The sequence below is a fragment of the Vibrio sp. 1069 genome, assembly GCF_033340555.1.
Genome location: NZ_JAWOWP010000861.1, coordinates 1 through 538 on the forward strand (window position 1 = coordinate 1; position 538 = coordinate 538).

The 538-nt window shown below is 46.1% G+C and carries 1 protein-coding gene; it reads right to left on the reverse strand.

The annotated features are described in order from the left end of the window. On the reverse strand, nucleotides 1-538 hold a 538-nt coding region (gene trmB / locus R7040_RS29480; RefSeq protein WP_318098053.1), incomplete at both ends, for a tRNA (guanosine(46)-N7)-methyltransferase TrmB.

The window sequence follows — 538 nt, forward strand, 5'->3', positions numbered from 1 at the left end:
CCGTCTTGCGCAATATTTTCGAAACCTGGCGCTTGGTTCATGATTTCAATCATGTGCTCCGCGTAGTTTTCCCAGTCTGTTGCCATGTGGAAAATGCCTTCGTTCGGGATAAGCTTTTGACGAACCATTTCAGCAAACTCAAGCTGCACGATACGACGCTTGTGGTGACGCTTTTTGTGCCAAGGATCTGGGAAGAATAACTGTAGCGTAGCAAGGCTGTCATTTGGGATCATGTGCTCAAACACTTCAACCGCATCGTGACACATTACGCGAAGATTAGTGATACCCGCTTCGCGTGCATCAGAAAGACAAGCACCAACACCTGGGCTATGTACTTCAATACCGAAGAAGTTTTTCTCAGGCGCATTCTTTGCCATTTCAACTAATGAAGCACCCATACCAAAACCGATTTCTAGTACGACTGGATTATCGTTACCAAACACTTCTTTCCAATCAAGAAGTTCTGCTTTGTAGTCGATACCCATTGTTGGCCAGCACTCGTTCATCGCGTTCTCTTGGCCTTTCGTTAGACGACCTT